We start from the raw sequence: 13,279 nt of genomic DNA on the forward strand, positions 1-13,279 counted from the left end.
GGTTCATCCTGGCGCTAAGACATGCCTGATGGCGCTGCGCTTATCAGGCCTACGGGCGGGTGCCGTTGTAGGCCGGATAAGGCATTAATACCGCCATCCGGCAAAAGCGCTTACCTTAACGATAAGTGCTTTGCTGTTCAAGCCTTGAGCGATCAGGCTATGCCCGTTGTGACGGTAAATGTGCGGGTGTGTTTCGGTTCTATCTGAATCAACGTCCCGTTTCGTTCCGCCGCCAGGAAGCCTTCAGGGCGACAGGTCGCGGGTAGTGCGAAGGCTGCCACCTGCTGATCGCCGTTATAGAGGATCCAACGGGTGACATAATTCAGCTCCGCGCTGGAGAAACGCGTCACGAACGTGGTGCCATCAGGTGCGATCATGCTAAATTCAGGCTTATCCGTGTATCTGTCCAGTTGGTCAGCGAAGAAAACGATTTCCGGATCGTAAAAATCGGGTTCATTAAGGCGCGCCAGCGAGGCCTCACCCTGAATAATTCGCTGATTAAACGCCAGCCACTGCTCGGTAGGCTTAACATGTGCGGGTACCGACTCACGCAGCGTTATGGCTTCATCCGGGATATTCTGGCTGAAGGTCGCTTCCGGGACGTAGGCATAGTTCATATGGCACATGTACTGCAACGGCATTGCCACTGAGGCGAGGTTAGTGACCGCCATCTGAATATCAAACAGCGCGCTCGCCTTGCGCATGACCACCGCAGGATGCGCCTGATAATGATGACCGAACCCCATCACATACTCGTAGCGTCCGCTCACGCGCAAATTCTCGCCTTCCAGTTCCAGCCAGGCCTCATCCATCGCGGCACAGGCCATTTCACCATGCAGCGGGTGAGAATCTTCCGGCGACGGGCAGCCATTAGCCAATAACCCCGAGTGGAAAGCAAAGCAGCCGTAGGTCGCGACCACTTCTGCAGCCGGTTTTGGCTGACTAAACATGTTGCGCATGGTCAGATCATGCCCGTCAAACTGAGCATCCCAGATCATCTGCCCCATCCAGGGCAGAATAACCAGATGTCCACGACTGTTTTCTACCTTCAGCCCTTCCACACCGCTGGCATAACGAAACGCGGTAACCGTGAAATCGCTATTTTTCAGTAAGATTCGCGGATGCTCGGCAAAGAGTTCCCGCCACAGCGTGATACGTGTTGTCATGATCGTTCTCCTCAGGAAACCGTCGCTTCAGCCAGATTATTGCGTACTTTGCTCTCACGCCAGAAGTAGATTCCGACGTACACGAAGCACAACATGGAGACCAGGAACGAGAGTTGCAGCGAGTGGAACATATCGGCCACATAGCCCTGAATTGCCGGAACTACCGCAGCACCGACAATTGCCATGACAATCACAGCACCCGCCATTTCAGTATGTTCGTTATCCACAGTATCCAGCGTACCGGCGTAGATTGTCGCCCAACAGGGTCCAAACAGGACGCTCACCAGCACGGCGACGTACACGGCACTGAAGCTGGGCGCCAGCGCAACATAGATGAGAAACAGTGCGCCAATGATGGAGTAGAGGATCAGCACTTTTTCCGGATTAAAGCGCGTCATCAATATGTTGGCGATAAACTTGCCGATAAAGAAGCAGGCAAAGCTATAGACCATGAAGGTTGAAGCGTCACGCTCGTTGATATCACCCAATTCCAGTGCCAGACGGATAGTGAATGACCACACCGCAACCTGCATCCCCACATACAGGAACTGCGCCACAATCCCACGGCGGAAACGGGCATTGCTGGCCAGATAACGCAGCGTGTCCATCGCTGACGGGCGCTTATGACTCGCCGTTTGCGCGACTTTGCAGGTCGGGAAGCGGGTCAGCAGGAACAACACCATCACCACAACCAGCACCATAATCATGTACTTGTAAGGTTCAAGGGTATTTTCCAGCATCAACACTTTAAAGTTGTGGATCTGTTCCGCGTTCATCCCAGCCATCTGTTTTTCCAGACTCTCACCTTCAGAGAAGACCAGATATTTGCCCAGCAGAATACCGGCAGCTGCGCCAATGGGGTAAAAGGTCTGGCTGATGTTCAGGCGCAAGGTGGCATACGCTTTTGGGCCTATCATGGAGCTGTAAGTATTAGCTGCCGTTTCCAGGAAGCTCAGGCCAATCGCAATCGCAAAAATTGCCGCGAGGAACATGGTGTAGGTGGCCATGTGCGATGCCGGGAAAAAGAGCGTACAGCCAACAATATAAAGCGTCAGTCCCATTAAGATGGCGATTTTATAGCTGGTCTTTTTAATCACCAATGATGCTGGAATCGCAATTAAAAAATACCCGCCATAAAAGGCACTCTGCACTAATGCCGAAGCAAAGTTGCTGAGTGAAAATACGCTTTTGAATTGCGTAATCAGAATATCATTTAATGCGGCTGCGCATCCCCATAATGGGAATAAACAGGATAACAAAATAAACTGGAACAGAGGTGTCTTATTCAGATAGCCGTCAGGCATCTGAATGATGTTTTTATCGTTCATAGTGCTACCTTTTACAATGCAGGAGTATTATTCGTTTAAGGTAAGAAACTCATTAAATTGTTCGATGCTTGGATAAGATGATTGAGTGCCTTTCCCGGTAACGCTAAATGCAGCGAAGAGAACGGCTTTTTTCATGGCGGCTTCGACATCACCGCTTTGAACGTAATAGTGGGCAAAACAACCGATAAAAGCGTCACCTGCGCCACTGGTATCGACAGCGTTCACTTTAAAGGCCGGCACATGGACTTCCTGGTCACGCGTCATCCACAGTGCACCTTTCTCACCCATGGTGACGATAATATTGTTCAGACCTTTATCAACCAGCGAACGTGCCGCAGCACGAATATGGTCATAGGTATCCACCGGCATACCGGTTAATATTTCAAGCTCGGTTTCATTCGGCACGAAGAAATCGCATTTACAGGCATAAGACATATCTAATTCCCGTAATGCTGGCGCGGGATTTAGTAACACTTCAATACCGTGTTTTTTACCAAATTCAATCGCGTGATAAACCGTTTCCAACTGAACTTCAAGCTGCAGGACAATAAGTTGACACTTTTTCAGATCTTCAGCGGCGCGATCGATATCCTCCGGAGAGAGAAATTTGTTGGCGCCTTTGATGATCAGAATGCTGTTGCTGGAATTTGCATTAACAAAGATCGGCGCAACGCCGCTACTGGTACAAGGTACCTTTTCGACATAGGTCGTATTAATCCCCCAGGATTCGAGATTACGAATGGTGTTATCCGCAAAAATATCATCACCAACTTTCGTCAGCATCAGTACTTTGGAATTGAGCTTAGCGGCCGCAACGGCCTGATTTGCCCCTTTACCGCCACAACCAATTTTGAACGCGGGCGCTTCCAGCGTTTCCCCTTCTTTGGGCATCTGGTTGATGTAGGTGATGAGATCCACCATGTTGGAGCCAATAACCGCGATATCCATTTTACTACCTCTCAGAAACAATCACACAACAATGATATTAAAATAACATTATCATGTTACTTTCGTATCATTTGTGACTAGGATCGCGATTGGGGGATCATTTTATTGTTTATTTATTCCGCTAAGTGTTGCACTTCTATCACATTCAAAATGATTAACTTGCTTACAATTGGCTAAAAATAAGCTGCATGTAATCAATAAAACGTGAAAAAACACGCTTTTATTTCACAATAGTCAGACGTATAGTAATGCAGCAATGTCATGTTCTCAGAAACACACAAATGTTACTGAAGGAACATGAGAACATGATTCGTGGAGAGTATGCATGGAAACCAAGCAAAAAGAACGTATTCGACGTCTGATGGAATTGTTGAAGAAGACCGACAGAATCCATCTGAAAGAGGCGGCGCGAATGCTGGAGGTTTCCGTGATGACCATTCGTCGGGATCTCAGCCAGGATGACGAGCCGTTACCGCTTACGCTGCTCGGTGGTTACATTGTGATGGTGAACAAGCCCGCCGCCAACGTTAATGCCCCAGTGCCTGCGCAAAAACAGTATCATCGCGACGACTTACCGGTTGCCATTCTGGCCGCGGGACTGGTAAGTGAAAACGATCTGGTCTTTTTTGATAATGGTGCGGAAATGCCATTAGTCGTCAGCATGATCCCGGATGATATTTCCTTTACCGGAATTTGCTACTCGCACCGGGTATTCGTGGCGCTGAATGAAAAACCCAATGCCACGGTGATTCTTTGCGGAGGCACCTATCGGGCGAAAAGTGACGCCTTTTACGATACCAGCAACCCCTCTCCGCTGGATGCGCTCAACCCACGAAAAGTATTCATCTCCGCCAGCGGCGTCCATGAGCATTTCGGCGTTAGCTGGTTCAACCCGGACGATCTGGCCACCAAACGCAAAGCGATGGAACGCGGATTACGCAAAATTCTACTGACGCGCCACGCCCTGTTTGATGAGGTCGCCCCCGCCAGCATTGGTCCGCTCTCCACTTTTGATGTACTGATAAGCGATCGTCCGTTACCGGCAGATTACGCAACCCACTGCCGGAACGGCTCTGTCAAAGTCATCACTCCGGACTCAGACGGCGACTAACTCACTCAAAGAAAACCGTGATTTTGTTAAACATCGACGGGTCGGACTGGTTGCGGGTCACCTTCACCACATCTTCCAGCTTGTCGATCTGGCTTATCATCTGCTCCAGACGTTGATCGTCGTTGACCAATAGCCAGATGCGGCTTTTATCGCTGCCCTGAATCGGTAGACAGAGAATGCCTTCCACGTTGAACGCGCGACGGGCGAACAGGCCGCAAACGTGAGTCATTACGCCGGGGTGGTTACGCACGGTGAGTTCCAGGATTACGTTGTCATGAGTCTGCTGTTGCATGGCTTATTCCCCCACCATCTCTGTGTTTGCCGCACCCGGCGGCACCATCGGGTATACTTTTTCATCGGCATCGATGCGTACGTGGATCAGCGCCGGGCCGGGACGATTGATAATGGCCTGCAATGCTGCCTGTGGGTCCGCTTCGTTATTCAAATCGCAGGTTTCGAGCCCAAACCCGGCGGCAATCTGCATAAAGTTAATCATTCCCGGATAGGTGGCGGCAAAAACGCCCTGCTTATAAAACAGGCTCTGCTGCTGATACACCAGACCCAACGCTTCGTTATTCATCAGAATGATTTTAATATCCAGCTGATTTTCGCTGGCTGTCGCCATTTCCTGAATGTTCATCATCAGGCTGCCGTCACCAGAGAAGCACAGCACTTTTTTATCCGGGTTCGCCAGCGCCGCGCCAATCGCCGCTGGCAGGCCAAAGCCCATGGTTCCCAGACCGCCGGAGGTCAGCCACTGACGTGGGCGGTTCAGCGGATAAGCCTGCGCCGCCCACATCTGATGCTGACCGACGTCGGTGGTAATGATCGCGCTGTCGTCCACGCAGGCGGCAACGGCGTTAATCAGCCCGTAATGGCTGAGCGGATTTTTTTCCTGCGGGATCGTGCATGGAAATTCTTGCTGCAGGTCAGACACCAGCTGATGCCACTCTTCACGCGGTTGCGCTTCAATCAATGGGATCAATTGCGCCAGAACCTCATCGACATCCGCCTGGATCGCCACGTGCGGCTGTTTGATTTTACCCAACTCTGCGCGGTCAATATCTACGTGGATGATTTTGGCATTCGGGCAGAACTGTTCGGTTTTACCAATCGCCCGGTCATCAAAACGTGCGCCAAGAACAATCAGTAAATCAGACTCTTGCAGAATAAAATTAGTGCTGCGCGCGCCGTGCATACCCAGCATGCCTAACGACAGCGGATGCGCTTTTGGCAACATGCCGAGCGCCATCAACGTCATGGTGGTAGGCAATTTTGCTTTTTCGGCCAGCTCACGAACGCGCCCCGGCGCGTTAATCACGCCGCCGCCGAGGTACAGCACCGGGCGTTTGGCGGCGTTAATCATAGCTGCAGCATCACGAATACTGTCCTGGCTGAATTCCGGCGCCGCCATTTTCTGCGCAGGCTCCGGCATTTCTTCAATGTCAAAAACAGCGGTTTGAATATCCTTAGGAATGTCTATCCACACCGGGCCTGGGCGTCCGGACTGCGCAATGCGGAACGCATCGCTCATGACCTGCGGTAATTCATTGATATGACGGACCAGATAGTTGTGCTTGGTGATGGGGATAGAGATGCCGTAGGTGTCAACTTCCTGGAAGGCGTCAGTGCCAATCATCGAGGCCGGAACCTGTCCGGTGATACACACCAGCGGGATGGAATCCAGACGCGCGTCGGCAATGGCAGTCACCAGGTTGGTTGCGCCCGGTCCGCTACAAGCCATACAGACGGCGGGCTTGCCATCGGTTCTCGCCATCCCCTGCGCGATAAACCCCGCACCCTGCTCGTGGCGCGCCAGGATATGACGGATTTGCGTACTTTGGCTTAAGGCGTCATAAACGGGAAGAATCGAGCCGCCTGGAATACCGGTGACGACCTGAATCCCCTGGCGCTCCAGGAAATGAACGATGAATTCTGCGCCCGTAAAACGCGTACGCTTGGATGTTATGCCCGAACTTGCCATGCTCCAGTCCTTTTATTCTGGGCCTTTGCTCCGGGCAGGTCTCTGAAACGAAAAACCCCGCCCGGTTTGCGCCGGCGGGGTTTTGGAATCGTGTGTTGTTCCGGACCCTACGGCGCATTGCCGACGACCACCACCACACGCACGACGACCGCTGCGCGAGATGGCGCAGTTTTTAGTAGGGTCGCAGTCAGCATAGAAGGGTTCATTAGGGACCTGTTTGTTTGTTGATTAACTGGATTCATACAAACACAGGTTTTTCAGTGTGACAATGGAAAAATTTTCATCTGCACAAAAATGCGTCAAGGATCACATTTCGCTGTGCCCAATTGAAAAACAAAAAACCCCGCCGGAGCGAGGTTTTTTTCAGCGCGGCGCGGTTGGTAGCCGCCGAACACACTGTGTTATGTCAACAAAAAAAGTATACGCGTTCTGCGAAGAACACGCAATTTCGGCACGAATTTTGATGGTTTTGAGTATGGAGCATGAATAGCATAACGTCCATAAAATACTGTTAATTTATACAGTATTTATCTATAATGTCTCGGTACGCAATGTGTTATGCGGGGGCCGCAGAGTAAACCGGCGCAACAAAGTCCTGGCTGAAACGGGTGGTGCCGTCAGCGCCTTAACCCCGTGTGAGCACACTGTGTTATGTCAATAAAGGTGCTGGCAACAGGCAGCGGCGAGGTACGCCAGCACCGTGCTCCTTGTACCAAAAGGAGAGCGTATGAGCCTCGTGGATATCGCTATTCTTATCCTCAAACTCATTGTTGCAGCACTGCAACTCCTTGATGCTGTTCTGAAATACGTTAAGTAACTCAGATTCAAGTCGCACCGAAGGGGGGCGGGTAACACTCCGCTCCCCTTTCACCTTCTCCCTGGTGCTTGTGTCGTACCAATGTGTTACGTTTTTATGACATTCTCAGGGAAGAATTCCACTATGACGCTTTCTGTTTTCTGCATTTTGCTGTTCGCCGCACTGCTGCATGCCAGCTGGAATGCCATTGTAAAAGCGGGAAACGACAAGCTGTACTCGGCTATCAGCGTCAGCGGAACCGCTGCGATTATGGCGCTGATTTGTTTACCCTTTGCGCCGCAACCCTCTGCCGCCAGCCTGCCGTTTTTAGCTGTCTCAACCGCATTACAGGTGGTCTATACCGTTCTGGTCGCTAAAACCTATCAGGTTTCAGATATGAGCCAGACCTATCCTCTGATGCGCGGCACAGCGCCGCTGCTGGTCGCAATTATCAGCGTCCTGTTCCTTGGCGATAGCCTCTCGTTACTCGCCTGGGTAGGGATTGCCACCATCTGTCTGGCTATTCTCGGGATGGCATTTAACGGACGTAGCGGTTCGCAACGGGGGATTATCCTGGCGCTCGTTAACGCCTGCTTTATCGCCGGTTATACGCTGGTTGATGGCACTGGCGTCAGGCTTTCAGAAACCGCGCTGGGCTACACGCTATGGACCTTCTTTCTGAACGGCTCTTGCCTGCTGAGCTGGGCGATGTTCGCCCGACGCCGGGAAGCGTCACGTTATCTGGTACAGCAGTGGAAAAAAGGTATTCTTGGCGGGATTGGTACGATGGGATCTTACGGCCTGGCGCTGTGGGCCATGACCCAGGCTCCGCTGGCGGTGGTCGCTGCGCTGCGTGAAACGTCGATCCTGTTTGGCGCGCTGCTCGCGTGGCTGCTGCTGAAAGAAAAGGTTGCCGGAATACGTCTTGTTGCAGCCGCAGGCATTGCTGTAGGCGCAGTTTTACTCCGCTTATCATGATCGCGTTGTAAACCCGATGCAATCCGGCAACATTTGTTGCCGCTTTTTGTTTACATTTCCTGCCGTCTATCACGTAAACTTTCCAGCCCACTATCTGACCTTCTTTTTCTGTTGTGGTAGATTCCACGCGCATTTACGGGAAAGTGCAGCACCTTATTCTTCTTTTTTCTCTTTTTTAAAAGTAATCAGCGAAATGAAAAGGCATAGAAGCGTCAATTTGTTGTTGATGTTGGTATTACTGGTGGCGGTAGGTCAGATGGCGCAAACCATTTATATCCCCGCGATTGCTGATATGGCGCGTGAACTGAACGTTCGCGAAGGGGCGGTACAAAGCGTGATGGCCGCCTATCTGCTGACCTACGGCGTGTCGCAACTGGTTTACGGTCCCCTTTCTGACCGCGTAGGGCGCCGCCCGGTGATCCTCGCCGGAATGTCTATTTTTATGCTGGCCACGCTTGTCGCGATTACCACCCATAGCCTGACGGTACTGATTATCGCCAGCGCCATCCAGGGGATGGGAACGGGCGTCGGCGGTGTGATGGCGCGAACGTTACCGCGCGATCTGTACGAAGGCACGCAACTGCGCCACGCCAATAGTCTGTTAAACATGGGGATCCTGGTCAGTCCGCTGTTAGCTCCGCTGATTGGTGGTGTGCTGGACACAGTGTGGAACTGGCGCGCCTGCTATATTTTCCTGTTGATTCTGTGTGCGGGCGTGACGTTTAGCATGGCACGCTGGATGCCGGAAACGCGCCCTGCGGGTGCGCCGCGTCCACGACTGATCGCCAGCTACAAAACCTTGTTTGGTAATAGCGCTTTCACCTGTTACGTGCTGATGTTGATCGGTGGTCTGGCGGGTGTTGCGGTCTTTGAGGCCTGCTCCGGGGTGTTGTTGGGCGCACGACTCGGTCTGAGCAGCATGGTGGTCAGTATCCTGTTTATTCTGCCCATCCCGGCGGCATTTTTCGGTGCATGGTTTGCCGGTCGTCAGAATAAGCGTTTCTCGACGCTAATGTGGCAGTCGGTGACCTGCTGTCTGGTAGCGGGTTTAATGATGTGGATCCCAGGGCTGTTTGACGTGATGAACGTCTGGACGCTGCTGGTTCCTGCCGCACTGTTTTTCTTCGGTGCCGGAATGTTGTTTCCTCTGGCAACCAGCGGCGCAATGGAGCCTTTCCCGTTCCTGGCAGGCACGGCTGGCGCGCTGGTTGGAGGATTACAGAACATTGGTTCCGGCGTGCTGGCATGGTTCTCTGCCATGCTGCCGCAAACCGGGCAAGCCAGTCTGGGTCTGCTGATGACCCTTATGGGGCTGTTGATTTTTGTTTGCTGGCTTCCGCTGGCGTCACGCGTATCGCATCAGGGACAGGCGGTTTAAGCGTATGATGGCCCGGCATATCGCCGGGCTTTTCGCATTCTGGCGCGATCATCGTCGTCAGCAACGGCTCCAGCGCCGGACGCCAGGCCCCCTCCTCACCATCATAGAACTGCGTATCCGCATTGATAGCATAGGGAATTTTCGCTTTTTTCAGCTCGCACGCCATAAAGCGTGCAAACGCCATTTGCGAAGCAGAAGGCGGGTTTCTGATGGTCTCTCCTGGCGACCAGCCTCCAACCCAACTGAGATGACCTGTTTTCTGCTGCCAATGAATGGCGGTATTGATACGCGCGCGAATGGCGGCCTTTTCTGCCACAGTCCCTGATGTCCACGGATATTTGCCGTTATTTTTCATCGGTCCCCACGGAAAAATATGCCATTGGGCCAGCACGGTATTCTGACTTTGCGGCGGCAGCTTTAGATTGGCCAAATCTTCCGGAGCGGCATGCAGTTTCGGCGCGATAAAAATCATTCGCTGTGGATCGATGGCATGGATGGTTCGAATGGTTTTGTCATACACGCGATTGAGCGATGCCTGATTATGGTAGAGCTTATCAGAGGGGTCATATATCAGGTCAAAACCCAGCAACGGCGAGCGTTGACCAAAATAATGCGCCACCGCCACCCACCAGTTAACCACCTCTTTTTCGTTACCGGCACTGGGGTCTTTTTTATATTCATCAGCCTGATAGGCAATGATCGGGATCACGCCATACTGCTCGCAGGCTTCTACCAGCTTGCGCAGATGAATCAGCCGCGATTCTGTGGGCTCTCCCGCCACACGAATGCGTACGTGGGCCAACCCTTTCGCCTTGTAGTCCCGCACCACCAGCGGATCAAATTCTCGGATACCCCGATCGGTGCGTGCCCAGTCTACGTCCATCCCAACGCCAAGCTGCTGCGCATATTGCGCCGCCGTCAGCGCAGGTTGCGCGGCACACACGGTGGCGCTGGCTAACAGTAAAAGGGAAACTATCGGCTTTAACACGGTCGTCCTTACGCAAATCATCAGGAGTGATATCACGTATTTAGCATGCTTTTTGACTTTCCGTGTAGTGAGAACGCGTAAAAATATTCGCAGTCCGCTTATTTAACCTGCTCCTGAAGCCAGCTGATAAATGCCTCAATTTTCGGCCATTGCCTGCCTGGCAATGTGGTGATGTAGTAATGCTGATGGCATTTCAGCGCCATATCGCCAAAAGGCGCGACCAGTTCTCCGCTGTCGAGACGTTTTTGAACCAACCGCTTTCGGCCCATCGCCACGCCGATATGGTTCATGGCGGCAATTACCGCTAAATCAGAGCGATCGAAACCAATCCCCGACGATGTCGGCAGATTCGCCGCAAAATGTTGTGCCCAACTGTGCCACTCATCGGTTCCTGAGTCGTTACTCCATGCCTGTCTGTCGTGCAGCAAGGTGCAGTGCGGCAAATTCACCAGCGAACCCGTAAGGTCATGGCGGCGAGCGTAGTCCGGGCTGCATACCGGCAGGATCTCTTCATCCATCAGGAAGTGGTGTGTAAGCTGCGCAGAGGGTGCATCGTCAAAATAGATAGCCAGATCGACACCGGCGCGCTGCAGATTGACGTTGTCGTTTCCGGTTAGCACGGTCAGAGAAATCGACGGATAGCGACGCGTAAAGTCGCCGAGTGCCGGAACCAGCCAGCACTGAGCGATAGAGGGCCGTGAGTAGACAGTGAGCGTCCCGGACAGCTCCTGATTTTTAATATCAAGAATCTCCTGGTTGAGCGTATCCAGCGACGATTTCAGCGCCCAGAACACCCGCTTACCCTCGTGGGTGAGTTCCACTTTACGGTGCGAACGGACAAACAACTGAATGCCCAGTTCCTCTTCCAGCTGATTAATGCGATGGCTAACGGCGCTGGGGCTTAACGATAACTCATCTGCCGCCAACGCAAACGATTGATGCCGGGCCGCCACTTCAAAGGTATACAGTTTTGACAGCTGCCAACCGTTGAGCAGCCGGTTTCTGACCTCGCGTAGGGGATCCAAATTCACCTCCTGTCCTCCTGATTCATTCGCCGGAGTGTAAAAAAGTTCGCTGTAAAAATCAGCATAAAGATGAATCAAGGTGAACCATATCGCATAAATGCAGCGTAATTAGACGCAAATCACTCATTTGATGCAATCTGGCTCATGTGAAAGGAGATTTATATCGTTTGTCAGACCGTGCCTTATTTTTGTCCAATAACCCTATATTAATCACAGGGCAAGGTGAGCTATGCACTCTCAAATCTGGGTTGTGAGCACGCTGCTAATAAGCATCGTGTTAATCGTTTTGACCATCGTGAAGTTCAAATTCCACCCGTTTCTGGCGCTGCTGTTAGCCAGTTTCTTCGTGGGTACGATGATGGGGATGGGGCCGCTGGATATGGTCAATGCCATTGAGAGTGGTATTGGCGGTACGCTGGGCTTCCTCGCGGCGGTTATTGGTCTAGGGACCATTTTGGGCAAAATGATGGAAGTGTCCGGCGCGGCCGAACGCATCGGCCTGACGCTGCAGCGCTGCCGTTGGCTTTCCGCGGACGTCATTATGGTGCTGGTCGGGCTGATTTGCGGTATCACGCTGTTCGTTGAAGTCGGCGTGGTGCTGTTGATTCCACTGGCCTTTTCGATTGCTAAAAAAACCAATACCTCATTACTGAAGCTGGCGATTCCGCTGTGTACGGCGCTGATGGCGGTACACTGCGTCGTACCTCCGCATCCGGCCGCCCTGTTCGTGGCGAATAAGTTGGGCGCGGATATTGGCACCGTAATTATCTACGGCTTACTGGTGGGTTTAATGGCTTCGCTTGTCGGTGGGCCGCTGTACCTGAAATTCCTCGGTAACCGTCTGCCGTTTAAACCGGTACCGGCTGAGTTTTCCGACCTGAAAGTGCGCGACGAAAGTACGCTGCCGTCGCTGGGCGCTACGCTGTTTACCGTACTCCTGCCGATTGGCCTGATGCTGGTCAAAACCGTCGCTGAGCTGAACATGGCGAAAGGCAGTACGTTGTATACGCTGCTGGAGTTTATCGGTAACCCAATCACCGCGATGTTTATTGCCGTTTTCGTGGCCTATTACATTCTCGGTCTGCGTCAGCACATTGGCATGGGGACGCTGCTGACCCACACCGAAAACGGTTTTGGCTCGATTGCTAACATTCTGCTGATTATCGGTGCAGGCGGCGCATTCAACGCTATCCTCAAGAGCAGCGGGCTGGCGGATACTCTGGCTCTGATCCTCTCAAACATGCATATGCACCCGATTCTGCTGGCGTGGCTGGTCGCACTGATTCTGCATGCGGCGGTAGGCTCTGCCACCGTTGCGATGATGGGTGCGACGGCAATCGTGGCACCGATGCTGCCACTCTACCCTAACGTGAGCCCAGAGATCATCGCTATTGCCATCGGTTCCGGCGCTATTGGCTGCACGATCGTCACCGATTCCCTGTTCTGGCTGGTGAAGCAGTACTGCGGCGCCACCCTCAATGAAACGTTCAAATACTATACGACCGCGACATTTATCGCGTCCGTTATTGCACTGGCTTGCACATTCCTGCTTTCCTTTATTATCTAAGCGCGAAGAG

General features: G+C 52.5%; 13 protein-coding genes and 1 pseudogene. 6 read left to right on the top strand and 8 right to left on the bottom strand.

Annotated elements, in window-relative coordinates:
- Positions 1-21 precede the first annotated feature (21 nt).
- Positions 22-207 (top strand): annotated as a pseudogene (locus OGX99_RS23860) (hypothetical protein); the annotation flags it as partial.
- On the opposite strand, the gene OGX99_RS05870 reads toward OGX99_RS23860, so the two are convergent.
- From OGX99_RS05870 to rbsK, 3 genes are read right to left on the bottom strand one after another with little or no spacing between them, the layout of a single operon-like run.
- On the bottom strand, positions 153-1,166 hold the full coding sequence (locus OGX99_RS05870) for an aldose 1-epimerase family protein (RefSeq protein ID WP_187253911.1): 1,014 nt from the start codon (positions 1,164-1,166) through the stop codon (positions 153-155). The pseudogene OGX99_RS23860 and the gene OGX99_RS05870 sit on opposite strands and share 55 nt — an antisense overlap.
- Before the next feature lie 11 nt (positions 1,167-1,177).
- The gene (fucP, locus tag OGX99_RS05875) at positions 1,178-2,494 is read right to left on the bottom strand and encodes an L-fucose:H+ symporter permease (RefSeq protein ID WP_151217098.1); all 1,317 of its coding nucleotides are present in this window, start codon (positions 2,492-2,494) and stop codon (positions 1,178-1,180) included.
- A gap of 27 nt (positions 2,495-2,521) precedes the next feature.
- Positions 2,522-3,442, bottom strand: coding sequence for a ribokinase (rbsK, locus tag OGX99_RS05880; protein ID WP_003844463.1), 921 nt, complete (start codon positions 3,440-3,442; stop codon positions 2,522-2,524).
- 325 nt (positions 3,443-3,767) lie between these two features.
- On the opposite strand from rbsK, the gene OGX99_RS05885 reads away from it, so the two are divergent.
- Positions 3,768-4,553, top strand: a complete 786-nt coding sequence (locus OGX99_RS05885; RefSeq protein ID WP_151224030.1) for a DeoR family transcriptional regulator — start codon at positions 3,768-3,770, stop codon at positions 4,551-4,553.
- Between the two features lies 1 nt (position 4,554).
- Here OGX99_RS05885 and ilvN read toward each other — a convergent pair whose 3' ends face one another.
- The 3 genes from ilvN to ivbL form a co-directional block, all read right to left on the bottom strand.
- Complete coding sequence (gene ilvN / locus OGX99_RS05890; protein ID WP_151224031.1) at positions 4,555-4,845, bottom strand: acetolactate synthase small subunit; 291 nt, start codon at positions 4,843-4,845, stop codon at positions 4,555-4,557.
- A 3-nt stretch (positions 4,846-4,848) separates the two neighbouring features.
- A complete protein-coding gene (gene ilvB / locus OGX99_RS05895) occupies positions 4,849-6,537 on the bottom strand; it encodes an acetolactate synthase large subunit (RefSeq protein WP_187253912.1) in 1,689 nt (562 codons plus the stop codon).
- Positions 6,538-6,644: 107 nt separating this feature from the next.
- Positions 6,645-6,743, bottom strand: coding sequence for an ilvB operon leader peptide IvbL (ivbL, locus tag OGX99_RS05900; RefSeq protein WP_003827118.1), 99 nt, complete (start codon positions 6,741-6,743; stop codon positions 6,645-6,647).
- Positions 6,744-7,264: 521 nt separating this feature from the next.
- On the opposite strand from ivbL, the gene tisB reads away from it, so the two are divergent.
- The 3 genes from tisB (at position 7,265) to emrD (ending at position 9,689) form a co-directional block, all read left to right on the top strand.
- Entirely contained in the window at positions 7,265-7,354 is a 90-nt protein-coding gene (gene tisB, locus OGX99_RS05905) for a type I toxin-antitoxin system toxin TisB (RefSeq protein WP_003023909.1), read from the top strand.
- Between the two features lie 123 nt (positions 7,355-7,477).
- Complete coding sequence (locus OGX99_RS05910; RefSeq protein WP_151217106.1) at positions 7,478-8,311, top strand: EamA family transporter; 834 nt, start codon at positions 7,478-7,480, stop codon at positions 8,309-8,311.
- Between the two features lie 193 nt (positions 8,312-8,504).
- Positions 8,505-9,689, top strand: coding sequence for a multidrug efflux MFS transporter EmrD (gene emrD, locus OGX99_RS05915; RefSeq protein WP_151217108.1), 1,185 nt, complete (start codon positions 8,505-8,507; stop codon positions 9,687-9,689).
- Here the strand turns inward: emrD and OGX99_RS05920 are convergent.
- Positions 9,616-10,698, bottom strand: a complete 1,083-nt coding sequence (locus tag OGX99_RS05920) for a cellulase family glycosylhydrolase (RefSeq protein WP_252838595.1) — start codon at positions 10,696-10,698, stop codon at positions 9,616-9,618. The two genes, emrD and OGX99_RS05920, sit on opposite strands and share 74 nt — an antisense overlap.
- 77 nt (positions 10,699-10,775) lie before the next feature.
- Positions 10,776-11,702, bottom strand: coding sequence for a DNA-binding transcriptional regulator DsdC (gene dsdC / locus OGX99_RS05925; protein WP_151217220.1), 927 nt, complete (start codon positions 11,700-11,702; stop codon positions 10,776-10,778).
- Positions 11,703-11,931: 229 nt separating this feature from the next.
- On the opposite strand from dsdC, the gene dsdX reads away from it, so the two are divergent.
- Positions 11,932-13,269 (top strand): D-serine transporter DsdX, encoded by a 1,338-nt coding sequence (gene dsdX, locus OGX99_RS05930; RefSeq protein WP_286542956.1) that lies wholly within the window; start codon positions 11,932-11,934, stop codon positions 13,267-13,269.
- Positions 13,270-13,279: the final 10 nt, after the last annotated feature.

The sequence above is a fragment of the Citrobacter sp. Cu096 genome, from assembly GCF_030332285.1.
GTDB classification, from domain to species: domain Bacteria; phylum Pseudomonadota; class Gammaproteobacteria; order Enterobacterales; family Enterobacteriaceae; genus Citrobacter; species Citrobacter meridianamericanus.

Bases quoted from the DNA above. Each gene is read 5' to 3' on its own strand.
- tisB (WP_003023909.1), top strand. From the start codon at position 7,265: ATGAGCCTCGTGGATATCGCTATTCTTATCCTCAAACTCATTGTTGCA.
- rbsK (WP_003844463.1), bottom strand. From the start codon at position 3,442: ATGGATATCGCGGTTATTGGCTCCAACATGGTGGATCTCATCACCTAC.
- fucP (WP_151217098.1), bottom strand. From the start codon at position 2,494: ATGAACGATAAAAACATCATTCAGATGCCTGACGGCTATCTGAATAAG.
- OGX99_RS05920 (WP_252838595.1), bottom strand. From the start codon at position 10,698: ATGATTTGCGTAAGGACGACCGTGTTAAAGCCGATAGTTTCCCTTTTA.
- ilvN (WP_151224031.1), bottom strand. From the start codon at position 4,845: ATGCAACAGCAGACTCATGACAACGTAATCCTGGAACTCACCGTGCGT.
- dsdX (WP_286542956.1), top strand. From the start codon at position 11,932: ATGCACTCTCAAATCTGGGTTGTGAGCACGCTGCTAATAAGCATCGTG.
- OGX99_RS05885 (WP_151224030.1), top strand. From the start codon at position 3,768: ATGGAAACCAAGCAAAAAGAACGTATTCGACGTCTGATGGAATTGTTG.
- OGX99_RS05870 (WP_187253911.1), bottom strand. From the start codon at position 1,166: ATGACAACACGTATCACGCTGTGGCGGGAACTCTTTGCCGAGCATCCG.
- ilvB (WP_187253912.1), bottom strand. From the start codon at position 6,537: ATGGCAAGTTCGGGCATAACATCCAAGCGTACGCGTTTTACGGGCGCA.
- emrD (WP_151217108.1), top strand. From the start codon at position 8,505: ATGAAAAGGCATAGAAGCGTCAATTTGTTGTTGATGTTGGTATTACTG.
- ivbL (WP_003827118.1), bottom strand. From the start codon at position 6,743: ATGAACCCTTCTATGCTGACTGCGACCCTACTAAAAACTGCGCCATCT.
- OGX99_RS05910 (WP_151217106.1), top strand. From the start codon at position 7,478: ATGACGCTTTCTGTTTTCTGCATTTTGCTGTTCGCCGCACTGCTGCAT.